At 64.7% G+C, this 23,457-nt stretch carries 24 protein-coding genes; 16 read left to right on the top strand and 8 right to left on the bottom strand.

Going from position 1 to position 23,457, the window contains the following annotated elements; translation table 11 throughout:
* Positions 1–3: 3 nt before the first annotated feature.
* The 3 genes from AC1RKI_RS02275 to AC1RKI_RS02265 all read right to left on the bottom strand — a co-directional run bounded on the left by AC1RKI_RS02275 (position 4) and on the right by AC1RKI_RS02265 (position 3,544).
* A complete protein-coding gene (locus AC1RKI_RS02275) occupies positions 4–2,100 on the bottom strand; it encodes an ATP-dependent helicase (protein WP_061959694.1) in 2,097 nt (698 codons plus the stop codon).
* Positions 2,101–2,255: 155 nt separating this feature from the next.
* Positions 2,256–2,792 carry a TlpA disulfide reductase family protein gene (locus AC1RKI_RS02270; RefSeq protein ID WP_061959691.1) on the bottom strand — a complete coding sequence of 179 codons (537 nt, stop codon included), beginning with the start codon at positions 2,790–2,792 and terminating at the stop codon, positions 2,256–2,258.
* 254 nt (positions 2,793–3,046) lie between these two features.
* Positions 3,047–3,544, bottom strand: coding sequence for a thioredoxin fold domain-containing protein (locus AC1RKI_RS02265; protein ID WP_407648705.1), 498 nt, complete (start codon positions 3,542–3,544; stop codon positions 3,047–3,049).
* Positions 3,545–3,680: 136 nt separating this feature from the next.
* Here AC1RKI_RS02265 and AC1RKI_RS02260 point away from each other — a divergent pair, with 136 nt between their 5' ends.
* Positions 3,681–4,265 (top strand): hypothetical protein, encoded by a 585-nt coding sequence (locus tag AC1RKI_RS02260; RefSeq protein WP_150982897.1) that lies wholly within the window; start codon positions 3,681–3,683, stop codon positions 4,263–4,265.
* Between the two features lie 27 nt (positions 4,266–4,292).
* Positions 4,293–4,943, top strand: coding sequence for a LysE family transporter (locus AC1RKI_RS02255; RefSeq protein WP_150982896.1), 651 nt, complete (start codon positions 4,293–4,295; stop codon positions 4,941–4,943).
* A gap of 341 nt (positions 4,944–5,284) precedes the next feature.
* On the opposite strand, the gene AC1RKI_RS02250 is transcribed toward AC1RKI_RS02255, so the two are convergent.
* Together AC1RKI_RS02250 and AC1RKI_RS02245 are read right to left on the bottom strand one after the other, a co-directional pair.
* The gene (locus AC1RKI_RS02250) at positions 5,285–6,823 is read right to left on the bottom strand and encodes a YifB family Mg chelatase-like AAA ATPase (RefSeq protein ID WP_492794005.1); all 1,539 of its coding nucleotides are present in this window, start codon (positions 6,821–6,823) and stop codon (positions 5,285–5,287) included.
* An 82-nt stretch (positions 6,824–6,905) separates the two neighbouring features.
* Positions 6,906–7,166, bottom strand: coding sequence for an accessory factor UbiK family protein (locus AC1RKI_RS02245; RefSeq protein ID WP_150982894.1), 261 nt, complete (start codon positions 7,164–7,166; stop codon positions 6,906–6,908).
* A 514-nt stretch (positions 7,167–7,680) separates the two neighbouring features.
* On the opposite strand from AC1RKI_RS02245, the gene AC1RKI_RS02240 reads away from it, so the two are divergent.
* The 10 genes from AC1RKI_RS02240 to bfr all read left to right on the top strand — a co-directional run bounded on the left by AC1RKI_RS02240 (position 7,681) and on the right by bfr (position 17,034).
* Positions 7,681–8,487: a TorF family putative porin gene (locus AC1RKI_RS02240; protein WP_061960279.1), complete on the top strand. Its 807-nt coding sequence runs from the start codon at positions 7,681–7,683 to the stop codon at positions 8,485–8,487.
* A 57-nt stretch (positions 8,488–8,544) separates the two neighbouring features.
* On the top strand, positions 8,545–8,883 hold the full coding sequence (locus AC1RKI_RS02235; protein WP_150982893.1) for a P-II family nitrogen regulator: 339 nt from the start codon (positions 8,545–8,547) through the stop codon (positions 8,881–8,883).
* A gap of 32 nt (positions 8,884–8,915) precedes the next feature.
* Positions 8,916–10,460, top strand: coding sequence for an ammonium transporter (gene amt / locus AC1RKI_RS02230; RefSeq protein ID WP_492794008.1), 1,545 nt, complete (start codon positions 8,916–8,918; stop codon positions 10,458–10,460).
* 478 nt (positions 10,461–10,938) lie between these two features.
* Positions 10,939–12,234: a glutamate--cysteine ligase gene (gshA, locus tag AC1RKI_RS02225; RefSeq protein ID WP_061957274.1), complete on the top strand. Its 1,296-nt coding sequence runs from the start codon at positions 10,939–10,941 to the stop codon at positions 12,232–12,234.
* Positions 12,235–12,324: 90 nt separating this feature from the next.
* Positions 12,325–13,278: a glutathione synthase gene (gene gshB, locus AC1RKI_RS02220; protein WP_150982470.1), complete on the top strand. Its 954-nt coding sequence runs from the start codon at positions 12,325–12,327 to the stop codon at positions 13,276–13,278.
* Between the two features lie 111 nt (positions 13,279–13,389).
* Positions 13,390–13,845: a PTS sugar transporter subunit IIA gene (locus AC1RKI_RS02215; RefSeq protein ID WP_061957273.1), complete on the top strand. Its 456-nt coding sequence runs from the start codon at positions 13,390–13,392 to the stop codon at positions 13,843–13,845.
* A complete protein-coding gene (locus tag AC1RKI_RS02210) occupies positions 13,814–14,083 on the top strand; it encodes an HPr family phosphocarrier protein (protein WP_061957258.1) in 270 nt (89 codons plus the stop codon). Before AC1RKI_RS02215 ends, AC1RKI_RS02210 begins: the two co-directional genes overlap by 32 nt.
* Positions 14,084–14,132: 49 nt before the next feature.
* Positions 14,133–15,890, top strand: a complete 1,758-nt coding sequence (ptsP, locus tag AC1RKI_RS02205) for a phosphoenolpyruvate--protein phosphotransferase (RefSeq protein ID WP_227458361.1) — start codon at positions 14,133–14,135, stop codon at positions 15,888–15,890.
* A gap of 221 nt (positions 15,891–16,111) precedes the next feature.
* A complete protein-coding gene (locus tag AC1RKI_RS02200; RefSeq protein ID WP_061957272.1) occupies positions 16,112–16,417 on the top strand; it encodes a (2Fe-2S)-binding protein in 306 nt (101 codons plus the stop codon).
* Positions 16,418–16,554: 137 nt separating this feature from the next.
* Positions 16,555–17,034, top strand: a complete 480-nt coding sequence (gene bfr, locus AC1RKI_RS02195; protein WP_061957256.1) for a bacterioferritin — start codon at positions 16,555–16,557, stop codon at positions 17,032–17,034.
* 231 nt (positions 17,035–17,265) lie between these two features.
* Here the strand turns inward: bfr and AC1RKI_RS02190 are convergent, their stop codons facing one another.
* The 3 genes from AC1RKI_RS02190 to gpmA form a co-directional block, all read right to left on the bottom strand.
* Positions 17,266–18,018 carry a HesA/MoeB/ThiF family protein gene (locus tag AC1RKI_RS02190; RefSeq protein ID WP_492794011.1) on the bottom strand — a complete coding sequence of 251 codons (753 nt, stop codon included), beginning with the start codon at positions 18,016–18,018 and terminating at the stop codon, positions 17,266–17,268.
* Between the two features lie 105 nt (positions 18,019–18,123).
* Entirely contained in the window at positions 18,124–19,740 is a 1,617-nt protein-coding gene (locus AC1RKI_RS02185; RefSeq protein ID WP_061957254.1) for a S41 family peptidase, read from the bottom strand.
* Between the two features lie 198 nt (positions 19,741–19,938).
* Positions 19,939–20,685 carry a 2,3-diphosphoglycerate-dependent phosphoglycerate mutase gene (gpmA, locus tag AC1RKI_RS02180; RefSeq protein WP_061957253.1) on the bottom strand — a complete coding sequence of 249 codons (747 nt, stop codon included), beginning with the start codon at positions 20,683–20,685 and terminating at the stop codon, positions 19,939–19,941.
* A 135-nt stretch (positions 20,686–20,820) separates the two neighbouring features.
* Between gpmA and AC1RKI_RS02175 the strand changes: the two genes are divergently transcribed.
* The 4 genes from AC1RKI_RS02175 (at position 20,821) to AC1RKI_RS02160 (ending at position 23,433) form a co-directional block, all read left to right on the top strand.
* Complete coding sequence (locus AC1RKI_RS02175; RefSeq protein WP_150982473.1) at positions 20,821–21,234, top strand: rhodanese-like domain-containing protein; 414 nt, start codon at positions 20,821–20,823, stop codon at positions 21,232–21,234.
* Between the two features lie 98 nt (positions 21,235–21,332).
* Positions 21,333–21,590 carry a glutaredoxin 3 gene (grxC, locus tag AC1RKI_RS02170; protein WP_061957251.1) on the top strand — a complete coding sequence of 86 codons (258 nt, stop codon included), beginning with the start codon at positions 21,333–21,335 and terminating at the stop codon, positions 21,588–21,590.
* A gap of 172 nt (positions 21,591–21,762) precedes the next feature.
* Complete coding sequence (secB, locus tag AC1RKI_RS02165; protein WP_061957250.1) at positions 21,763–22,281, top strand: protein-export chaperone SecB; 519 nt, start codon at positions 21,763–21,765, stop codon at positions 22,279–22,281.
* Positions 22,282–22,404: 123 nt separating this feature from the next.
* Positions 22,405–23,433 (top strand): NAD(P)H-dependent glycerol-3-phosphate dehydrogenase, encoded by a 1,029-nt coding sequence (locus AC1RKI_RS02160; protein WP_150982474.1) that lies wholly within the window; start codon positions 22,405–22,407, stop codon positions 23,431–23,433.
* Positions 23,434–23,457 lie beyond the last annotated feature (24 nt).

Below are 23,457 nucleotides of genomic sequence, written 5' to 3'. Positions count from 1 at the left end.
CGCCTACTTCCACATATTCCGCATCCGTCCCGCCAGATCCACCTGCGGCAATGCGGGCTTGGGCGGCGCCTCGCCCGGCATGGGCGGCGGCGGCCACGACCGGCTGTAAAAATTCGGCATCACGCGATTGGGCAGGAAACGTGTGCGCGAAGCGTAGACGTGGCGGTCGCCGAATCCTACCTGGTTGTGCACGTAGAAACGCTGCGGAACGATCACGTCGAGGTGGTCGCGCGCACGCGTCATGGCGACATACAGCAGCCGCCGTTCTTCTTCGATTTCTTCGGTGGTGCCGGTCGCCAGGTCCGACGGCATGCAGCCGTCCACTGCGTTGAGCACGTAGACGGCCTTCCATTCCTGGCCCTTGGCCGAGTGGATCGTCGACAGGATCAGATAGTCCTCGTCGCGCGAGGGCACGCCCGACTCGTCGCTCGAAGCGCTGGGCGGATCGAGCGTGAGTTCCGTCAGAAAACGCTCGCGCGATGCATAGGTGGCGGCGATCCGCTCGATCTGCTGCAGGTCCGCCTGGCGGGCCGCGGCGTCATCATGCATGCGCTCCAGGTGCGGCAAATACCAGGCGATCACCTGCTCGAATTCCGATGGCCACGGCGACGTCGGCGCCATCAGCGTGCGCGCGAGCGTCAACAGTTCGTCCCAGGCCGGCGCGGCGGCCGGCGGCGCTTCGAATGCTTCCAGCGCGATCAGCGGCTCGGTGGCCGCTTCGAGCCCTTCGAGCACGCGCGCCGCGGTCTTCGGGCCCACGCCGGGCAGCAGTTGCAGCGTACGAAATCCGGCCATGCGATCGCGCGGATTTTCCAGCCAGCGCACCACGGCCATCACGTCCTTGACGTGCGTGGATTCGAGAAACTTCAGGCCGCCGAATTTCACGAAGGGAATATTTCTGCGGGCCAGTTCGATTTCCACCTGCGCGCTATGATCGGCCGCGCGAAACAGCACGGCCTGCTGCATCAGCGCCAATCCCGCTTCGCGACGCGCCAGCACCTGTTCCACCACAAAGCGCGCCTGATCGGCTTCATCGTTGACCACCACTACGCCCGGCTTTTCCGCCGATTCGCGCAGCGACCAGAGATCCTTGGTGAAGCGCTCGGCGGCCAGGCCGATCACGGCGTTGGCCGCGTGCAGGATCGGCTGGGTGGACCGATAGTTTTGCGACAACGTCACCTGTTGTGCGGGCGGCGTGAAGTGCGTCGGGAAATCGAGAATGTTGCGCACCGTGGCGCCACGAAACGCGTAGATCGACTGCGCGTCGTCGCCGACCACCGTCAGGCCGGTGCCGTGCGGCTTGAGCGCCAGCAGGATCGACGCCTGCAGCGCGTTGGTGTCCTGGTATTCGTCCACCAGGATGTGGTCGAAGCGTGCGCCCATATCCTGCGCCAGCGCCGGTTCGGTCAGCGCTTGCGCCCAATAGAGCAGCAGGTCGTCGTAGTCGAGCACCTGCTGCTTCTGCTTGGCTTCGACATACGCGGCAAACAGTGTCTTGAGCGCATCGGCCCACATCGTGTAGCGCGGGAACTGCGTTTTCAGCACCACTTCGAGCGGCAACTGTGTGTTCACCACGCGCGAATAGATCGCCAGGCAAGTTTCCTTGCGCGGAAAGCGCGAGGTCTGTTCCGATAAGCCAAGGTCGTGTCGCACCACATGCATCAGATCGGCCGAGTCGCCGCGATCGCTGATGGTGAAGGTGGGCGCCAGCCCGAGCGTTTCCGCATATTCGCGCAACAATCGCGCGCCGATGGCGTGGAAGGTCCCCGACCATTGCAGCGCCGCGCGCCCCGCGCCGGTTTGCGTGCCCAGCGCCTGATCGACGATACGTTCGACGCGGCGGCCCATTTCGGCCGCGGCGCGGCGCGAAAAGGTCAGCAGCAGAATGCGCCGCGGATCCGCGCCGCCCACCACCAGATGCGCCACGCGATGCGCCAGCGTGTTGGTCTTGCCCGATCCCGCGCCAGCGATGATCAGCAGGGGCGCGTCGCCCGCGTATTCCACGGCCGCGCGCTGTTCCGGATTCAGTCGGGCAAGGTAAGACGGCGCCTCGGCGACTTCGTCGAGCGCGTCGGGTTCGGCGGCGAGGTCCGGTAACACGGTGGCTGGGATCAAACTGGAAGGGCTGGGGGATGGAAAACTGGCGCCTACTGTATATCCATACAGCTTGGCGTGGCAAGCTGCGCGGATCGGCCGTGCGTCGGCACAACAAAAAAGGTGCCTCCAGGGCACCTTTTCAGTAGCGTTCCGATGGCTCAGGCCGCGCTGGCCAGCGCGCCATCGAGCAGTTTGTGCAGCGCATCCCACTCGGGCTCGCCGACGTAGCGCTTGAGAATCTTGCCGTTCTTGTCCACGACGAAGGTGGTGGGCGTCAGCTGGACATTGCCGAATGCCTTGGCCGCCGCGCCGTCCGAATCCATCGCCACCTTGAACGGCAGTTCGCGCGTCTTGGCGTAATTGACCACGTACATCGGCGGATCGTAGTTCATCGCCACGGCAACGAAATCGAGACCCTTGTCCTTGTATTGCTTGTACGTGTTGACCATCTGCGGCATTTCCTTGACGCAGGTGACGCAGCTGGTTGCCCAGAAATTGATCAGGTAGACCTTGCCCTTGAGATCGGTCGTGCTGATTTTTTGTCCCGAGAGCAACGTGAAGGTGGCGTCCGGAACGGCGCTGGCCGGGCTCAGTGCGCGATAGCCGAAGAAGCCCAGCAGCGCGACGACCACCACGGCGACGGCGATGGGCCAGCGCTTGCGTGACGGTGCGGCGGGGGTGACGGAATTGGACATGAGGTGTTGGTTCCGGGAATGAAGCACTCGATCAGGAGCCCGACGACGTGGTCCGAACGAGGCTCCGGTTCAATAACGAAGCCCACGGGCACAGGCCCAGCGGGGCGGCCTGATGCCGGGTCGGCAGCTATTCTACTGCCGCGCGGCCGCCGCCGCCGGCTGGACAGGCAAGGCGCCACTGCCCTGCGGCAATTCGCCGCAATTGTGCAGGAAAAGCCAATTGCGCTCGCACATGGGACGGGCCGCACCGATGTCTACTGGGATGCCGCGGATTTGCTGGCGATCTTGGCGCGGGCCTCGTCGATGGCCTGTTCCAGATAGGCGCCATAAAAATCGGGCTGCATGCCGCGCAGCGGATTGGCCAGATTGCGGCCATTGCGATCGAGGAACAGCACGGTGGGCGCTATTGAGATATTGCGCGCCCGCGCCCATTGCCTGGCTGTCGTCATGGTGCCATCGGCGTCGCGGATCGGCGTGTCGGCGGTCATGTCGATTTCGCGTGCGGCGATCTCGCCGGTGGCCGACTGCGGGCCGAGATAGTTGCGGCGTACGGTTTCGCAATAGGTGCAATCGGGCAGACTGACCAGTACCACCAGCGGTTCCCCGCGCTTGGCCGCGGCGCTGGTCTGTGCGGCGATGTCGGTCATGGCGGGCAGGTGCGACGCAGCGTGGGCCGCGCCGACGGCGCTGGCCAGCGCCAGGGCCATCCATGTGAAGATCGCGGCGGTGCGCATCGGGGGGCGTGCAGACATATCGACCTCGCAAATTCAAGCTTGCCAGGGGCCCGGTGTCATTTTCGAATGCGCGGGCGCGCGGCTTCCCGGATAATACCGGCTTGCGTGCGCCCGTGCCGCGGCTGGGCGCACGCGCCGGCCGCCCCCATTTTTCATGTCCCCAATGCTTCGCTTCCGCAAGCGTGTCTATCTGCTGTGCGCCGTGCTCTGGTGCGCGTTGTCGGCGTGTTCGCCGAAATACGACTGGCGCACGACCATTTCCAACGATGGCAAATATGCCGCGCTCTATCCCGGCAAGCCCACCAGCGCCGCGCGCGATGTATCGATCGCCGGCCGGAAAATGCCGATGACGATGGAGGCGGCGCGCATCGGCGAAACCCTGTTTGCGGTTGGCGTCGTCACGTTGCCGACCAATGACGCCGAGCTACGTCGCGAGGCGTTGGCGTCGATGCAGGCCGGCCTCGTGGCCAACCTCGGCGCGCATCCCGATACGCCGCCGCACGCGCGGCAGGTCACCGTGATGTCGGCCGCGCAACCGCCGGTCCCGCTCGACGCCGTGGAGGTGTCGGTGGCCGGCGTGTCGCCACAGGACAAAGCGCCGCGCCGGCTGACCGCGCGACTGGTGGCGACAGGTTTGCACGTTTATCAGGCCGTGGTACTGGAAGCCGGCGACGCCGCGCGCGATGCGCGCCAGGCAGAGCAGGTCGAACAGTTTCTCGGCGGTTTTCACCCGTTTTAGAACGTTATCGATCAAGGGAGAGCAGCAATGCGTTGGGAAGTTTGGCTGGCCTATTTTGCGGCGTGCTGGGTAATTGCCGTTTCGCCGGGGTCCGGCGCCGTCCTGTCGATGAGCCACGGGTTGTCGTACGGATTGAAGAAGACCTCGACGACGATCCTGGGGCTGCAGACCGGGCTGGTGGTCATCCTGCTGATTGCAGGCGGTGGGCTCGGTGCGTTGCTGCTGGCGTCCGAAGAGGCCTTCCTCGTCGTGAAGACGATCGGCGCGATGTATCTGATCTACCTGGGCGTACAGCAGTGGCGTGCGAAGGTGCAAACCAGTCCGCAGGACGCAAACGGGCGACAGGGCGATGTCCGCGTCACGGTCATGAGCCGGCGCCGTCGATTTGTCACCGGCCTGCTGACCAACGTGACCAATCCCAAGGGGATCATTTTCATGGTCGCGGTGCTGCCGCAGTTCATCGACCCGAGCCATCCGCTCGGTGTGCAACTGGCGATTCTGGCCGCCACGATGTGCTTTGTGGATCTGATCGTGATGCATGGCTATGCGCTGCTGGCATCGCGCATGCAGGGCCTGTTCCGCAATGCGCGCGCCGTGCGCTGGCAGAACCGTTTCTTCGGCGGCGTGCTGATGGCAGTCGGCACGGCGCTGTTCTTCGTGCGCCGCCATCACGCCTGATCGCGCCTGATCTTCCCAAGGCGCGCGGTGCGCGAGGATCGCGCGTCGCTGGCATCGGGCGGCCGAGTTTGCTTCAATGGGAGTGATTGCCAATGCCTGGAGAGTGCAATGCGAGATGTCCATCGACCGAGAATCCTGCCCGGCGCCCATCGCGAGCCCCCGCCTGACGAACCGCAGCCACCGGGATTTCCGCCCGACCAACCGCCCATCGAGGACCCGCCGGCCCCGCCTGGCGAACCGCCGGTGTGACGCGCCACGCTTGCCGCCCATCCCTGCCCGCCTCGGCGGGCATTTGTTCGTCTGGAATCGGCCAGGCGCGGCCGGCCGCGCATTCCGCACGCCTAGGCGCTGCGCAGGACGCGCCGGTACTGGATCGCTTCGGCCACGTGGCCGGCGTCCAGCACGTCGCAATCGGCAAGATCGGCAATCGTGCGCGCCACCTTGAGAACCCTGAAATACGCGCGCGCCGACCATCCAAGCTTTTCGATCGCGCTGCGCAGCAGCGTCTGGGCTTCGGCGTCGAGCGGGCAATGCGTGTCGATGTCGCGGCCCGCCAGCGCACTGTTCGGCATGCCCTGGCGCGCCAACTGGCGCTGCCGCGCGAGCACCGCACGATCGCGCAGCACGGCGCTTGGCTCGCCGGGCGGGCCATCGAAGATTTCCTGCTGACTTTGCGCGGGCACATGGATCTGCAGGTCCACGCGATCCAGCAATGGGCCCGAGATGCGCGACTGGTAGCGCTGGATCTGGTCCGGCGTGCAGCGGCACATCCGCGTGGGGTGGCCCAGATAGCCGCATGGGCATGGGTTCATGGCCGCGACGAACTGGAAACGCGCCGGGAAATCGGCCTGTGCGGCGGCGCGCGATATCGTGATGCGGCCGGTTTCCAGCGGCTCGCGCAGAACTTCCAGCACGCGGCGCTCGAACTCCGGCAGTTCATCGAGGAACAGCACGCCGTGATGGGCCAATGAAATTTCACCGGGGCGTGGATTGCCGCCGCCGCCGACCATGGCCGGCGCGCTGGCGGTGTGGTGGGGGCTGCGGAATGGCCGCCGTCCCCACAGCGCCGGGTGGAATCCGCCGGTCGACAGGCTTTGCAGCGCGGCGGCCTCCAGCGCCTCGGCTTCGGTCATCGGCGGCAGCAGGCCTGGAAAGCGCTGGGCGAGCATCGATTTGCCCGTGCCCGGCGGCCCGACCAGCAGCACCGAATGCTGACCCGCCGCGGCGATTTCCATCGCGCGGCGGGCCTGCGCCTGGCCGCGCACGTCGCGCATGTCCGGGCCGGCGTCGGTGTCGACGGGGCGGCGAGGCGGCTGGGCGCGCGGCAAGGGCTGCTCGGGCGGCAGTCCGATGTGATGGCAGACGTCGCGCAGCGTGGCGCCGGCAAACACCGACAGGTCTTCGACCAGCGCCGCCTCGCGGCCGTTGTCTCCTGCAACGATAAAGGCCCGCGCCGCGTGACCGTGGGATACGCGCGCGCGGTTGTCTTGCGCCAGCCCCATTGCCATGGCCAGCGCGCCGCGCACGGGGCGCAGATCGCCGGCCAGCGACAGCTCGCCGGCAAACTCGAAGGTATCCAGCCTGTCGCCCGGCACTTGCCCGCTGGCCGCCAGGATGCCCAGCGCGATCGCCAGGTCGAACCGGCCCGACTCCTTGGGCAGGTCCGCCGGCGCCAGATTGACGGTGATACGGCGGTTCGGAAATTCGAATTCGCTGTTCAGCAAGGCCGCGCGCACGCGCTCGCGGCTCTCGCGCACTTCGGTATCGGCCAGGCCGACGATATTGAACGCGGGCAGGCCGTTGGCCAGATGGATTTCCACCGAGACGGGCGGGGCGTCGATGCCGGTCAGCGCGCGGCTGCGCAGGACAGCGAGGCTCATACGTTTTCGAAAGTGTTAACGAAAAAGGCCACCGGATCACGGTGGCCTTGCTGGCGTTGCGCGGGGCGGCTGGCGCGCCGGGTCATACCCCTGTCGACGGTGTGCCGGCGCCGGCGCGGGCTTCCAGCGCCGCGACGCGGGCTTCCAGTTCTTCCAGGCGCGCGCGGGTGCGCGCCAGCACTTGCGACTGCACGTCGAATTCCTCGCGCGTGACCAGGTCCAGGCGGGAAAAGCCCTGGCTCATCATGCTGCGCACGTTTTTCTCGATGTCCTTGGCAGGCGAGTTGCGCAGCGCTTCGCTGATCTTGTTTTGCAGGTCGTTGAAGAGATCGGTCGGTTTCATTTGGAACTCCTGTAGTGACCAATTTGATATTTCAGGGCTGGTCTGCCGCACTTTGATGACGCATTTGTCACGCATGCACCGCAATGGGGCGATGCGGCAGATGGTGGTGCTCATCGCCGCGCTTGTCCGATGCACCCGACTGGGGCGCAACGGGCTGGGTGGCAGCCGACCGGGCGATGCGCGGACGCGATACGCCATGCGCGCTGCACTTGACCCTTCCTGACGCGGATTATGGCGCTTCGGCCGCCGCCATGAAAGCTCCGACAAGGCTTGCTCACATCTTTTCTCGCAATTTAGGAGGGATCCCATGTGCGCGGGATCGTTCGGCAAGTGGTGCCGACCGCGCTTGCCGACGATCCGCGGTGCCTTGGCAAGGCATGCGCTGGCACGGGGCGGATCAGCTGGCACGGCAGTTGCAGTACCGGTGTCCAGGAGCGTCGACAGCCCAAGAGCAAAAAAAGCAGCAGATCCCTCTTAACGAGCCCGCGAAGATCAAGGAAAAGGAGAAAACCAGATGAAGACGTCGAGCCTCGCAGTCAGCGCCGCTGCGGTCCTGCTCAGCCTCGCCGCCCCGGTTGCGTTCGCGCAGACCGCACCGGACGCCGCCCCGCCTGCAGCCCCCGCACCCGCCGCCGAGCCGGCATCGCCCCACACATTCACGGCCAACGTGTCGCTGGTCTCTGACTATCGCTATCGCGGTATCAGCCAGACCAATCTGCGTCCGGCCATCCAGGGCGGGTTCGACTATTCGCACGAAAGCGGCTTCTACGTCGGCAACTGGAACTCGAGCATCAGCTGGCTCGAAGATGCGGACTCGTCGGTGTCCGCGCCGGTCGAAATGGATTTCTACGGCGGCTTCAAGAACACCTTCCAGGTGTCCGGGCTCGATTTCAACTATGACTTCGGCGTGCTGCAGTACTACTACCCGGGCGGCTACACCACCACGCGTCCGTACACGACCGAGCTCTACGGCGGCATCGGCTATGGTCCGGTGTTCCTGAAGTATTCGCATGCCGTGACGAACCTGTTCGGCGTGGACGACAGCAAGAACAGCTACTACGTGGACCTGACCGCCAACGTGCCGCTGAATTTCTGGGATCTGACCTTCAACGCCCATGTGGGCTACCAGCATGTGTCGCGCCATAGCGATGCGTCGTACACGGACTGGAAGGTCGGCTTGACCAAGGACCTGGGCAAGGGCTTTGCGCTGTCGGTGGCGTATGTCGACACCAACGCGAAGGAGTCGTTCTATACCAGCGCCAACCGCGGCCGCTACCTCGGCAAGGCGGCAGCCTGGGCGTCGATCACCAAGACTTTCTAAACACCAAGCTTCAGGGCGGGCGGCCCGCAGCGGCTGGCTGCCCCAAGGAGATATCCGATGAAACTCATCATTGCTGTCATCAAGCCGTTCAAGCTCGACGAGGTGCGTGAAGCGCTCTCGGACGTGGGCGTGTCCGGCATCACCGTGACCGAAGTCAAAGGATTCGGTCGCCAGAAGGGCCATACGGAGCTGTACCGCGGCGCCGAATACATCGTCGATTTCCTGCCCAAGGTGAAGATCGAGGTGGCGGTCCCCGATGAAGTGGTGGAGCGCGCCATCGAAGCCATCGAGAAGTCGGCGCGTACCGGCAAGATTGGCGACGGCAAGATCTTCATCGCGCCGATCGAACAGGTCATTCGGATCCGCACCGGCGAGACCGGCGGCGATGCGCTGTGACAACAGAAAGACGAGAGACAGAGGTCAAGCAAATGAAAACCTGGATCAAGCGATTCCTGACGGCCGGCGCGATGGCGCTGGCGCTCGGCACGGCCAGCCTCGGCCTGTCCACCCATGCCGTGGCGCAGGACAAGCCCGCCGCGGAGGCCTCGGCCCCGGCCGCCACCGCAGCAGCTGCGCCCGCAGCTGCCGCACCGGCCGCGCCAGCTGCCCCGGCTGCTGCCGCCGCCCCTGCCGAAGCCGCGCCCGCCGCAGCGCCGGCGCCGGTTCCCAATAAGGGCGATACCGCCTGGCTGCTGGTAGCCACTGCCTTCGTGATTCTGATGACGCTGCCGGGTCTGGCGCTGTTCTACGGCGGTCTGGTGCGCTCCAAGAACATGCTGTCGGTGCTGATGCAGTGCCTGATGATCTTTTCGGTGGTCTCGCTGCTGTGGGCCATCTACGGCTACAGCTTCGCGTTCACCGAAGGCAACGCATTCTTCGGCGGCGTGGATCGTCTGTTCATGAAGGGCCTGAACGCCGATGCGGTGACCGCAACCTTCAGCAAGGGCGTGGTGATTCCGGAACTGGTGTTCTTCGCCTTCCAGTGCGCCTTCGCGGCGATTACCTGCGGCCTGATCATCGGCGCCTTCGCCGAACGCGCCAAGTTCTCGGCCGTGCTGGTGTTCGTGGTGCTGTGGTTCACCTTCGCCTACATCCCGATGGCCCATATGGTCTGGTTCTGGCCGGGTCCGGACGCCTACACCGATGCCGCCGCCGGCGCTGCCGCTACGGCCAAAGCGGGCTGGCTGTTCCAGAAGGGCGCGCTTGACTACGCAGGCGGCACCGTGGTGCACATCAATGCTGCCGTGGCTGGTCTGGTCGGCGCGTTCATGTTCGGCAAGCGCATCGGTTTTGGCCGCGAAGCCATCCGTCCGCACAGCCTGACGTTCACGATGGTCGGCGCCTCGCTGCTGTGGTTCGGCTGGTTCGGCTTCAACGCCGGTTCGGGCCTGGAAGCCAACGGCGGCGCCGCGCTGGCCTTCGTCAACACGCTGCTGGCCACCTGCGCCGCAGTGGTGGCGTGGACCTTCGGCGAATGGATCGGCAAGGGCAAGCCGTCGATGCTGGGCGGCGCCTCGGGTGCGGTGGCTGGCCTGGTGGCGATCACCCCGGCTGCCGGCTTCGTCGGCCCGATGGGTTCGATCGTGATGGGTCTGATCGCCGGCCTGCTGTGCCTGTGGGGCGTCACTGGCCTGAAGCGCATGCTGGGCATGGACGATTCGCTGGACGTGTTCGGCGTGCACGGCGTGGGCGGTATCGTCGGCGCGCTGCTGACCGGTGTGTTCGCGGCGCCGAGCCTCGGTGGCGTGGGCATCTACGACTACGTCGCCAACAAGGTGGCCGACGACTACTCGATCGCCGGCCAGGTCTGGATCCAGTTCGAAGGCGTGCTGACCACCATCGTGTGGTCGGGCGTGGTGGCCCTGGTGGCCTACAAGCTGGTGGACATGCTGATTGGCCTGCGCGTGCCGGAAGAAGAGGAGCGCGAAGGTCTGGATATCACCTCGCACGGCGAGACCGCCTACGAAGTCTGATATCCGCGACAGTGTTGTGCTGGAGAGCTGATTGGGAATCTTCTCTCAGGAGTTTTGCCCCGGCCTTGCGCCGGGGCTTTTTTATGTCCAGCGCAATCTGTCCACATTGGCAGAGTCGACAGTCAAACACGTGTCAGTATTCGCAGGGTGCTTAAATCGGATCTTAAAAAGTCTCAATTGTCTTTGTCTGGGAGCGCGCATAGAGTGCCATTGAGGCAGTTTCCTCCACCTGCAGAACGCTCCCCGTATCTGTCAGGCCATTTGAAAGCGCGGCGCCACGCCGCGCTTTTTTTTTGCGCCCAGCCATGCGCCCAGCCGCGCCAGCGTTGGCCGTGCGGGGTTTGAAATCGGCGGATCGACCCCATATCCGCTTCCCCTGCCACCGGTCGGCGCATAAGGTTATGCAAGGCTCGTCAGCAGGCCGGAGGCCGTTCCCTTACAATCGGGGCGGACAATAAAGCTGATTCCTAGGATGGATATGGTCCCGCATCTCATCACCGCGCTGAACGGTCCGCTGCTCGAACTGGAAAAGAAGATCCTGGACGCGACGCCGTCCATCGAGCGCTGGTTCAGGCTGGAATGGCAGGAGCATACTCCGCCGTTCTATTGTTCCGTCGACCTGCGCAACGCTGGCTTCAAGCTGGCTCCGGTCGATACGAACCTGTTTCCGGGCGGTTTCAACAACCTCGCCCCGGAAATGCTGCCGCTTGCCGTGCAGGCCGCCATGGCCGCGATCGAGAAGATCTGCCCGGACGCCAAGAACCTGCTGCTGATTCCCGAACGTCACACCCGCAATATGTTCTATCTGCAGAACGTCGCGCGGTTGTCGCTGATCATGCGTCAGGCCGGGCTCAATGTGCGGCTTGGCTCGCTGTCGGAAGAAATCACCGAACCGACGCCGATCGAGCTGCCCGACGGCCAGACGCTGGTGGTCGAGCCGCTGGCGCGCCTGGGCACCAAGGGCCGCCGGCTTGGCCTGAAGGATTTCGATCCGTGTTCGATCCTGCTGAATAACGACCTGTCGGCAGGCATCCCACCGATCCTCGAGAACATCAACGAACAGTACCTGCTGCCGCCGCTGCACGCGGGCTGGTCGACGCGCCGCAAGAGCAGCCACTTCGCCGCGTATGACGAGGTTGCCAAGAAGTTCGCCAAGCTGATCGATATCGATCCATGGATGGTGAACCCATACTTCGCGCGAACCTCCGGCGTGAACTTCCACGAGCGGATCGGCGAGGAAGAACTGGCCGATGCGGTGGAAGGCGTGCTCAAGAAGATCGCCAAGAAGTATCGCGAATACGGCATCAAGGAAACGCCCTATGTCGTGGTCAAGGCCGATGCCGGCACGTACGGCATGGGCATCATGACCGTGCGCGATCCGTCCGAGATCAAGGGCCTGAACCGCAAGGAACGCAACAAGATGAGCGTCGTGAAGGAAGGCCTCGAGGTCTCCGACGTGATCATCCAGGAAGGCGTGCATACGTTCGAAAAGGTCAACGAAGCCGTCGCCGAGCCGGTGGTGTACATGATCGACCGCTATGTGGTCGGCGGCTTCTATCGCGTGCACACGGGCCGTGGCAACGACGAGAACCTGAACGCGCCGGGCATGCATTTCGTGCCGCTGGCGTTTGCGCCGAACGGCATTCCGGACAGCCACGCCAAGCCGGGCGCGGCCGTGCCCAACCGCTTCTACATGTATGGCGTGGTGGCGCGGCTGGCGTTGCTGGCGGCGTCGGTGGAGCTGGAAAAGACCGATCCGAATCCGATCCTGTAACGCGCGGCGGGCCGCCCGCCTGCCGCACGCCCCCGATCCGGCGCGCCCAAAGCCGCGCCGGACGTCTCTTACCTGACGCCACGAGCCATCATGCGCATCCTGTTCATTACCGATCCGCTGGAAACCTTCAAAACGTACAAGGATTCCACCTACGCCATGATGACCGAGGCGGCGGCGCGCGGGCACGAGCTGTATTTCTGCCTGCAATCGCAGCTGTCGCTGTCGGCCAACGTGGTGGAAGCGGTGGTGCGTCCGCTTGATCTTGTCGACGATGGCAAGGACTGGTTCCGGCTGGGCGAGGCCGCGCTGACGCCGCTGGCCACTTTCGATGCGGTGTTGATGCGCAAGGATCCGCCGTTCGACATGGAGTACGTCACCAGCACGTGGCTGCTGGAACTGGCGGAAAAGCAGGGCGCGCGCGTGTTCAACAAGCCGCAGGCCATCCGCGATCATTCCGAGAAGCTGGCGATCGGCCAGTTTCCGCAGTTCATCACGCCGACGCTGGTCACGCGTGATGCCGGGCGCATCCGCGCGTTCCACGCCGAGCACCACGACATCATCGTCAAGCCGCTCGACGGCATGGGCGGCATGGGCATCTTCCGCGTGGGTCCGGACGGCATGAACCTGGGGTCGATCGTCGAGACGCTAAGCGACAACGGCGCGCGCACGCTGATGATCCAACGCTACATCCCGGCGATCAAGGACGGCGACAAGCGGATCCTGCTGATCGGCGGCAAGCCCGTGCCTTATTCGCTGGCGCGCATTCCTCAGGGCAGCGAGATTCGCGGCAACCTGGCCGCCGGCGGCATCGGCCGTGCGCAGGAGCTGAGCGCGCGCGACCGCGAGATCGCCGAGACGCTGGCGCCGGGACTGTGGAAGCAGGGCCTGTTGCTGGTGGGACTGGATGTGATCGGCGACTACCTCACCGAGGTAAATGTGACGAGTCCGACCTGTTTCCAGGAAATCGCCCAGCAGACTGGGTTCAACGTGGCTGGCATGTTCATCGACGCACTGGAGCAGGCCGTCGCCGCCGATCGTCGCTGATCGGCGATCATTCGATGCTGGGGCGCCACAGTGCGGGCGTTCCGCACAAACACGCCGGGAGGCCGTAAGGCTGCCTGCTACAATTCGTGGCAGTCCAACGGATTCACCATCATGGCAGGAATATTAATTATCGCGCATGCGCCGCTTGCATCGGCGCTGCGCGATTGTGCTGCCCACGTCTACTGCGGGCAGCCGCCGCGGCTCGAGGCCGTCGATGTGGTGGCCGACGCCGATCCGGCCGCCGTGCTTGCCGAAGCGCGCCGCTGCCTGGAAGCCGTTTGCGAAGAGAATGGCGCGCTGGTGTTGACCGATATCTTCGGCGCCACGCCGGCCAATATCGCCGCCAAGCTCGCCGATCCGGGGCGAGTCAAGGTGCTGGCGGGCGTCAATTTGCCGATGCTCGTGCGGGCCATCTGCTACCGCACCGAAAAGCTTGACCAGTTGGCCACCAAGGCGCTCGCCGGTGGTGCCCAGGGCGTGCTCCAGGTGGGCACGACAACCGTCCAGAATCAAACCGCTAATCATCCCGACAAATATGCTGCAGAGGGACACCACCATCATCAATAAGCTCGGGCTGCACGCCCGTGCCTCCGCCAAGCTCACGCAACTGGCGGGCAGCTTCAAAAGCCAGGTAAAAATGTCCCGCAACGGTCGCCAGGTCGACGCCAAGAGCATCATGGGCGTGATGATGCTGGCCGCTGGCATCGGGTCGACGGTCACGCTGGAGACGGAAGGTCCCGACGAGCAGGAGGCGATGGACGCGCTGCTGGCGCTGATCGCCAACCGTTTCGGCGAAGGCGAATGAGCTCCGGCGCTACAAGCAGTATTCCTTAACGTTCCTGACGGAGCGGGTCATGCCCTTTGCCTTGCACGGCATTCCGGTTTCGCGTGGGGTCGCCATCGGGCGCGCCCACATCCTGGCGCCGGCTGCGCTCGACGTATCGCACTATCTGGTCGACGAAGACCGCCTCGACGCAGAAGTCGAGCGCCTGCGCGCGGCGCGCGCCACGGTGCGGGCCGAACTGCGCACGCTCAAGCGTGATCTGCCGCGCGAGGCGCCCGAGGAAATGGGCGCGTTCCTGGACGTGCACGCGATGATCCTCGACGACGAGGCGCTGTCGCGCGAGCCCGAGCAGTTGATCCTCCAGCGCCGCTATAACGCGGAGTGGGCGCTGACCACGCGCCTCGAGGAACTGATGCGCCAGTTCGACGAGATCGAAGACGAGTATCTGCGCGAGCGCAAGGCCGACATCCAGCAGGTGGTTGAGCGGATCCTCAAGGTGCTGGCCGGCGCGCCGGTGCTGGCGCCCGCGCCGGTGCCCGCGCTGGCGCCGGACGGCGAGGCGGCGCCGGGCGTGATCGTGGTCGCCCACGACATCGGGCCGGCCGACATGCTGCAGTTCAAGCACACGATTTTCCACGGTTTCGTCACCGATCTGGGCGGACGCACCTCGCACACGGCGATCGTGGCGCGCAGCCTCGACATTCCCGCCGCGGTGGGCGTGAAAAACGCCAGCGAACTGATTCGCCAGGACGACTGGATCATCATCGACGGCGATGCGGGCCTGGTCATCGTCGATCCGTCGGCCATCATTCTTGAGGAATACCGGCACCGCCAGAGCGAGCGCGCGCTCGAGAAAAAGCGCCTGCAGCGGTTGCGCCATATGCCGGCTGTTACGCTCGATGGGCTCGAAATCGAGCTGCTGGCCAATATCGAAATGGCCGAGGATGCCGGTGCAGCGCTGGCCGCCGGCGCGGTGGGCGTGGGGCTGTTCCGTTCGGAATTCCTGTTCATGAACCGGCGCGACGAACTGCCGGACGAGGAAGAGCAGTTCCAGGCCTATCGCAATGCAGTGGAGGCGATGCATGGGCTGCCGGTCACGATCCGCACCATCGATATTGGCGCCGACAAGCCGCTGGACGGCATCACCAGCGATTTCGAAACGGCCCTCAATCCTGCGCTTGGACTGCGCGCGATCCGCTGGTCGCTGTCGGAGCCGACCATGTTCCTGACGCAATTGCGCGCGTTGCTGCGCGCGTCCGCGTTCGGCCCGGTCCGCCTGCTGATACCGATGCTCGCGCACGCCAGCGAAATCGACCAGACGCTCGAATTGATCGCGCAGGCCAAGCGCCAGCTCGACAGTCGCGGCCAGCCCTATGATCCCGGCGTCAAGGTCGGGGCCATGATCGAGATTCCGGCCGCCGTGCTGATACTGCCGCTGTTTCTGAAGCGCATGGATTTCCTGTCGATCGGCACTAACGACCTGATCCAGTACACGCTGGCGATCGACCGCGCCGACAACGCCGTGGCCCACCTGTACGATCCGCTGCATCCGGCGGTGCTGCATCTGATCGCGCGCACGATCCGCGATGCCAACCACGCCGGCGTGCCGGTGGCGGTGTGCGGCGAAATGGCCGGCGACCCCGCCATGACTCGTCTGTTGCTGGGCATGGGACTGCGCGAGTTTTCCATGCATCCGGCCCAGCTGCTGCGCGTGAAGCAGGAGGTGATTCACGCCGATTGCGAGCGTCTGCAAAAGGCCGTCGATCAGATCCTGGCCTGCTACGAGCCCGAGGAACTGGGCACAGCGCTGAAGATGCTAACCGCGTAACCCTTTGGTTTAAAGGGTTTTTTGCGGAGCTCCGAGGCATGGACGCCACAAATCGGCGCCGATAAGTGATGGATAAAATCCTTTGCAGAGGGTCGGTAGCCGGTGCTGTGCAGCGCGATTCCCTTCTTGTTTAATGGGAATTGTTATCATTTTCGATCTCTGATATTCTGCCTCTCATCGCGAACGGCATGCCGGTGCCGTCGCTGTCCGAGGAGGCTTTTGTGTACGTTTGCATTTGCAACCAGGTTACCGACCATGAGATCCATGGCGCCGCTCATCTTGGCGTGACCACGCTCGACGAGCTGGCCGAAACGCTCGGTGTGGGAACCTGCTGCGGCCGTTGCCGCGACTGCGCGAAACAGGTGCTGTGCGAAGGCGTGGCCGCCGTGCAGACCATGAAGGCTTCGAAAATCTCGACGATTCAGGTGGTCGAAATATCGACCTGTTCGTCTGCTGCGTCACATGCCATAATGGACGCTCGTGACCCGGCAGTCGCGAACGACCAGCGTACCGCGCTGGTCGCCTGACTCAGGAAGCGTTCCACCGAACAACGTGTGGTTTCAGAAGCGCGCCAGGATGTTCATCCGCGGCGCGTTTTTTCGTTTCCCGATATCACCACCATCCGAGGGCCGGGTTCGTTGTTGTCTGTAACCGGAGCCCCCGTATGAAAGGTGACAAGAAGGTCATCCAGCACCTGAACGCTCAGCTCAAGAACGAGCTGACCGCGATCAACCAGTATTTCCTGCACGCGCGCATGTATCGCCATTGGGGCCTGAAGAAGCTCGGCGATGTCGAATACAAGGAATCGATCGGCGAAATGAAGCACGCCGACCGCCTGATCGACCGCATCCTGATGCTGGACGGACTGCCGAACCTGCAAGACCTGCACAAGCTGCTGCTCGGCGAAGACACGCCCGAAATGCTCAAGTGCGACCTGAAGCTCGAGCAGACTGCGCACCAGACCGTCAAGGAAGGCATTGCGTACTGCGAATCGGTCGGCGACTACGTCAGCCGCGAAATCCTGGTCGACATCCTTACCGACACGGAAGAGCACATCGAATATCTGGAAACGCAGCTGGACCTGATCGACAAGGTTGGTCTGCAGAACTACCTGCAGTCCCAGATGGAGCCGGGCGAGCAATAAGCCTGGCTAGCCGCCGCCCGCCGCCTGCGTTTCCGGGCAGCGGATGGTTCGCGGCGTGGTGCGGATGGCGCCACGCTCACGCATCGGATGAGGCAATAACCTTTCTCATTCGGATTCTTGTCTCCATCCAGTCGTTTTTCGCCGACATTGGCGATCCCGCGAGGAGGGCTCCGACGCGGGATCGTCAGGATCCGGCAACGTTCCCCGGCCACGCGCCAGCCGCCTCCAGCCTCAGTGACTTTCCCCGCAGACCTCGCAGTCCGGCGTACGCGCCAGCCGCATCGTGGTCCATTCCATCGTCATTGCATTGACCATCAGCAGGCGCCCGGACAGCGTCTGGCCGACGCCGGCCAGCACTTTTAGCGCTTCGGCCGCCTGGACGGTGCCGATCATGCCCACCAGCGGCGCGAACACACCCATCGTCGCGCAGGCCGCTTCCGGCGCGGGCTCCGACGGCGGAAACAGGCAGCCGTAGCAGGGGGCATCGGTCTGGCGCAGGTCATACACGCTGACCTGACCGTCGAAGCGCAGTGCCGCACCCGATACCAATGGCTTGCGATGTTTCAGGCAGGCGCGGTTGACCGCCTGGCGCGTGGCGAAGTTGTCGCAGCAATCGAGCACCACATCGGCACCCGCCACAAGGCCATCGAGTTCGGCATCGCCGACGCGCTGCGACACCAGCTCGACATCGATATCGGGATTGATGCGCAGCAGACCTTCCCTGGCCGACTCCACCTTGGGCCGTCCGACATTGGCGGTGGTGTGGAGGATCTGGCGCTGCAGGTTGGTCAGGTCGACATCGTCGTCATCGACGATCGTGAGGTGCCCCACGCCGGCCGAAGCCAGGTAGGGCATCGCGGCCGCGCCAAGACCGCCCGCGCCGACGACCAGCACGCGGCCGGCGAGCAAGCGCTCCTGGCCTTCGATCCCGATCTCGTCGAGCAAAATATGGCGCGAATAGCGCAGCAGCTGGTCGTCATTCATGGGTCATCTGCAAACAAAAACGGCCCGCCGGTGCAATACCGCGGGCCGCAGGCAGCTCTCTGCAAGCGCCGCCGCCGTACCGTAGCGGGCGGCGGCGCGGCTTGATTACTTCTTGCCGGTCGGCGTGCCCAGCGGATCGCCCATCGGTGCGCTGGCGGGCGGCTGGCTGGCCGGCTGCTTGGACGGCGCGGGCTTAGCGGCCGGCTTGGCCGCAGGCGTCTTGCCGGACTTGCCTTCCTGCTTTTCTTCCTTGGTGTCGGGCTTGCCCGCCGTGCCGGTCGCTTCGAGGCGCGATTTGGAGCGCTGCACCGGCTTGCCGTCGAGCTGCGCGATCGCCTGCTGCAGCATAAAGTCGTCGGCCGAGCCAAATTCCACTGGCTTCTTCTTGCGTTCCTTCTCGCGCTCTTCCGGCGTCTTCTTGGCGTTTTCTTCCTCCAGGCGACGCAGTTCGTCGACACGACGTTGCTCGCGCTCGGCCATTTCGGGTTCTTCCGATTCCTGCTTGTTGTGCAGGTGGCGCTCCGTGTCGATTTCGCGCGTGATCAGCGCGTCGTCCGGATCGCCTTCAGGGTTCTGGTCGACCGGAATATCGGGGCGAATCCCCTTGGCCTGGATCGACTTGCCCGACGGCGTGTAGTAATACGCGATGGTCAGCTTGATGCCGGTGTCGTTGGTCAGCGGACGCACGGTCTGCACCGAACCCTTGCCAAACGTGGTCTTGCCCATGATCAGCGCGCGCTTCTGGTCCTGAAGCGCGCCCGCCACGATTTCGGACGCCGACGCCGAATAGGCGTTGGTCAGCACGATCATCGGCAGCTTCTTGAACTGCGGCGGCAGGTCCTTGAGCGGATCCTCGTCGAGCGACGACAGCCGGTAGTTGTTGAACGACGCCTTGTAGACGCGCTTGGCGTCGGGCACTTGGCCGTTGGTGGAAACCACCGTCGCATCTTCGGGCAGGAACGCCGCCGCAACGCCCACGGCGCCCTGCAGCACGCCGCCACCGTTGTTGCGCAGATCCAGGATGATGCCCTTCAGATTCGGGTTCTTTTCCGCCATCTCCTTGAGACGACGGCCCAGATCGGACACGGTGCGTTCCTGAAAGCTCGTCAGGCGCACCCAGCCGATCGTGTTGTTGTCGAGCATCTTGGTCTTGACCGACTGCACGCGGATCTCCGCGCGCGTGATCGAGACCGGGAACGTGCGTTCCTCGCTCTTGCGGTAGATGGTCAGCGTGACCTTGGTGCCGGGCTCGCCGCGCATGCGCTTGACAGCCTGTTCCAGCGGCAGGCCGCGCACCGGCTTGTCGTCGATACGCGTGATCAGGTCCCCCGGCTGGATGCCGGCGCGGAAGGCCGGCGTGTCCTCGATCGGGTTGATGACCTTGACCAGGCCTTCTTCCTGCGAGATTTCGATGCCAAGGCCGGCGAAACGGCCGCGCGTGCCTTCCTGCAGCTCCTTGAAATCCTTCTCGTCGAGGTATGCCGAGTGCGGATCGAGGCTGGCGACCATGCCCTTGATGGCTTCGGTCAGCAGCTTCTTGTCGTCGACCGGTTCCACATACTCGCGCTTGATCTGCCCGAAGATGTCGGACATCAGCCGCAATTGGTCCAGCGGCAACGGCCCGGAGGCATTCTGGGCGGTGGCCGAAATCTGCAGCGTGGCCAGCACGCCGGCAACGACGCCGACTGAGACGAGGCTAATGTTCTTGAGCGTCTTACGCATGAGGGCAGCCTGAACGTGTGAGGATTTTCAAGGTGAAATCCGTGCTGGCCGGCGGGGCTGGCCGGCACGGATTTGACCGACAGTATAAGAGGGTGCGCAGAAAAAGACCTGCGGGCCACCTGCGCATGGTGTGGCTGGCCACACTGACGGCGCGCCTATCCGGACGGCAAACGGACCGGCGCGCGGGCGCACCGGTCGTCAGCCGGCCTTGCCCTGGTTGGCCACGGCCGCCAGCGACGCGGCGATCGCGTCCTGGTCGCCCAGGTAGTAATGGCGCAAGGGGCGCAGGTCGGCGTCAAGCTCGTACACGAGCGGCGTGCCGTTGGGAATGTTGAGGCCGACGATGTCGTCATCCGAAATCTGATCCAGGTACTTCACCAGCGCGCGAATGCTGTTGCCGTGCGCGGCAATCACAACGCGCTTGCCGGCTTTGATGTCCGGAGCGATCGATTCGTTCCACAACGGCATCACGCGGGCCACGGTGTCCTTCAGGCACTCGGTCAGCGGCACTTCGCTGCGCGGCACGTTGGCGTAGCGTGGATCGTTGAACGAGGCGCGTTCGTCGGTCGGCTCCAGCGCGGGCGGCGGGGTGTCGTAGCTGCGGCGCCACACCAGCACCTGCGCATCGCCGTACTTCTTGGCCGTTTCGGCCTTGTTCAGGCCGGCCAGCGCGCCGTAGTGGCGTTCGTTCAGACGCCATTCATTGCGCACGGGAATCCACATCAGGTCCATTTCGTCCTGCACGTGCCAAAGCGTGCGGATGGCGCGCTTGAGCACCGAGGTATAGGCCACGTCGAAGCTGAAACCGGCTTCCTTGAGCAGTTGGCCGCCCTGCTTGGCCTGCGCGATGCCGGTGTCGGTCAGATCGACGTCGACCCAGCCGGTGAAGCGGTTTTCGAGATTCCAGGTGGATTCGCCGTGGCGGATAAGAACGAGCTTGTACATGCTGCTTCCGGGTAGTGAGTGACCTGCGGCGCCATGGTGCCACGCGATGGCGGCACCGGCGGCCGATAAATATCGGCGCTGGCGCGAAACCGCGTATTTTATAATGCCGCCGACCCAACCCAACGGAATGCCAACGTGAATTTCTTCGCCGACTATAACAACCTGGCCCTGATCGCGATCGCCGTGGTCTCGGGCGGCCTGCTGGCCTGGCCGCAAATCAAGGCCGGAACCGGCGGCAAGCGCGTCAATACGGCTGCGGCCACGCAGCTGATCAACAAGCGCAACGCAGTAGTGGTGGACATCCGCGATGCCGCCGAATTTGCCAAGGGCCATCTGCCGCAAGCGAAGAGTGCGCCACTTGCCGATATCGCCAACCGCGCCGCTGGTCTTGCAAAGGACAAGGCGACCCCCATCATCGTGATCTGCCAGACCGGCCAGCGCTCGGGCAAGGCTCAAGCAGCGCTGAAAGAAGCCGGTTACAGTGAGGTCTACGCGCTGGATGGCGGCATGGCCGCCTGGCAGCAGGCCGGCCTGCCGGTCATCAAGTAACGAAAACAGCCCCATTGAACAAGCAGTCGCGGCGCGGTACTGCCCTGGGCGGACCGCGCCGCTGTGTTTTGCTTTTTTTGCAGTCAAGGAGATCCCGCATGGCCCGCGTCGTCATGTACAGCACGGTAGTGTGTCCCTATTGCCAGATGGCCGAGCGCCTGCTCAAGCAGCGCGGCGTGGAAACGATCGAGAAGATCCTGATCGACCGCGAGCCGGGCAAGCGCGAGGAGATGATGAGCCGCACCGGACGCCGTACCGTTCCGCAGATCTACATCGACGAGACCCATGTCGGCGGCTTCGACGATCTGTCGGCGCTCGACCGCCAGGGCGGGCTGACGCCGCTGCTGGCCGCCTGACCCCGCCGCGGCGGCGCCGCGCGGCTAAGACGATTCTGATAGTGCCGGAGCCGGGTGAATTCGCCATCGGCGTCATGTACCATATGCGCTTTCCAAACAGCCGCCGGAGGCCTTCGCCGCCGGCAGCGCATGGCGCATCGCGCGCCCAAACCGATCCATCCGGAAGCCTTTCATGAGCGACCAGCAACAAGCCACCCAGCAGGAAGACCAGCCCTTCTTCAACATCCAGCGCGTGTACCTGAAGGACATGTCGCTCGAGCAGCCGAATTCGCCGGCCATCTTCCTCGAATCGGAAGCCCCGTCGGTCGAAGTGCAGGTGAATGTGGGCGCCGCCCAACTGCAGGAAGGCATTTTCGAAGTCGTCGTGACGGGCACCGTGACGACCAAGGTGCAGGACAAGGTCGCGTTCCTGGTGGAAGCCCACCAGGCCGGCATCTTCGATATCCGCAACGTGCCGGCCGAACAGCTCGACCCGCTGCTGGGCATCGCCTGCCCGACCATCCTCTATCCGTACCTGCGCGGCAACATTGCCGACGTCATCACGCGCGCCGGTTTCCAGGCCATCCACTTGTCGGAAATCAACTTCCAGGCGCTTTACGAGCAACGCCTGCAAGCCGCCATGCAGGAAGCGCAGGCGCAGGCTGGCGATTCCGGCATCGTGCTGCCGGACGGCAGCCAGGCCCGCCACTGATCGGAACTTCGGTTTCGATGTGTGCCAGACGGGGCTTCGGCCCCGTTTGGTGTTTCTGAAGTCCACGGGCGTCGCTCGTCCCGTACATACTGTCTTCATGACAGCGCAATTCGCCGAACTGCCATGAATCTGACCATCCTTGGCGCCGGAGCGTGGGGTACAGCGCTTGCCAGCCATGCCGCCTCCGACCATCGCCACGATGTGATGCTCTGGGGCCGCGATGCCGACCAACTGGCCACCATCGCCGCGACCGGCATCAATGTCGCGTACCTGCCCGGCGTGGCGCTGTCGGCGCGGCTGGTTTGCCAGCCCGATTTCGATCGCGCCGTCGATCACGCGCTGGCCGATCCCCAAGGGCTGCTGATCGTCGCCACGCCCGTCGCCGGGCTGCGCGAAATGACTCGCCGGCTGGCGGCGCGGCGCCGCAACGCGCCACTGTCGATGCTGTGGCTGTGCAAAGGCTTCGAGGCCGACACACACGCGCTGCCGCACCAGATGGTGCGCGAGGAACTCGATGCCCTGGGTATTGCGCAAGGGGACATCGAATTTGGCGTGCTGACCGGCCCCAGCTTTGCCAAGGAAGTGGCGCAGGGCTTGCCCTGCGCGCTGACGGTGGCCGGCACCGCGCATGTGCTGGCGGACCGCGCGCAGGCGGCGTTCCACCATCACGCCATGCGCGTCTATGGCAGCGACGACCTGATCGGCGTCGAAGTCGGCGGCGCGGTCAAGAATGTGCTGGCGATCGCCACCGGCGCGAGCGACGGGCTCGGCCTTGGTCTCAACGCGCGCGCCGCGCTGGTGACGCGCGGCCTGGCGGAAATGACCCGGCTCGGGGTGGCGCTGGGCGGCCGCTCGGAAACCTTCATGGGGCTGGCCGGCGTTGGCGACCTGATCCTGACGGCCACCGGCGACTTGTCGCGCAACCGCAAGGTAGGGCAGCAACTGGCCGCCGGCAAGACGCTGGAGCAGATCCTCCACGGACTTGGGCATGTGGCCGAGGGCGTGCGTTGCGCCAAGGCTGTCGCCGCGCTGGCGGCGCGGCATGGCGTGGAAATGCCGATCACGCGCGCTGTCTGCGCGGTCCTGTTCGAGGATCTGCCCGCCGCCGATGCCGTGGCGCGCTTGCTTCAGCGCGACGCGCGCGATGAATGATCGTCGGATTTCTCACCCGCGCAC

This window comes from Cupriavidus sp. GW822-FHT06G04, from assembly GCF_058799075.1.
Note: the sequence above shows the minus strand (reverse complement) of the source record. Positions and strands in the feature narration are given on the sequence as shown.